Below are 636 nucleotides of genomic sequence, written 5' to 3' on the forward strand. Positions count from 1 at the left end.
GGGACTGAGCCCCGTTTGTGAGACAGGGATCAAAACACCTTGCAAGTTTTAAGCGGCCAGTCGCCGAAAATCAATCGGTGACTGGTTATTTAGTTTCGTTTGAATGCGAATTGAGTTATAGTAGTTAATGTAATCTCGAACGGTTTGTTCAACGATTGCCGTCGTTGTACAGGTAAGCTCTTCGAGATAGAACGTTTCAGACTTTAGCGTGGAATGAAACGATTCGATGGGGGCATTATCAGCGGGCGTTCCCTTGCGGGACATGCTCATGGTAATGCCTTTTCCTTTTACAGCATCCTGGTAGGCCTGAGACGTATATACGCTACCCTGATCACTGTGCAGCATCATACCAGGTCGATCTGGGAGCTGGTGTAGCGTGTCCAGAACAAACGATGTATCTTGCTTGTCAGCTATACTGTAAGCCACAATCTCTCCATTAAACAAGTCTAAAATGCTCGACAGGTACAATGTTTTTCCGCCAAATGGCAAATAAGTAATATCTGTTACTAGTTTTTGCATCGGCTCATCGGCTTGAAATTGACGTTTCAGCAGATGTTCGGCGATATGAGTAGGTTGTCCAGTTGCTTTACGTTTCTTTACCTTAACGCGGCACTGCAGCCCTTCCATCTGCATAAT

At 45.3% G+C, this 636-nt stretch carries 1 protein-coding gene; it reads right to left on the reverse strand.

The window, feature by feature from the left end; translation table 11 throughout:
• Nucleotides 1-48: 48 nt before the first annotated feature.
• A partial coding sequence (locus ET33_RS35845) for an IS3 family transposase (RefSeq protein ID WP_036694112.1) occupies nt 49-636 on the reverse strand: 588 nt, incomplete at its 5' end.

Source organism: Paenibacillus tyrphae, assembly GCF_000722545.1.
GTDB lineage: Bacteria > Bacillota > Bacilli > Paenibacillales > NBRC-103111 > Paenibacillus_G > Paenibacillus_G tyrfis.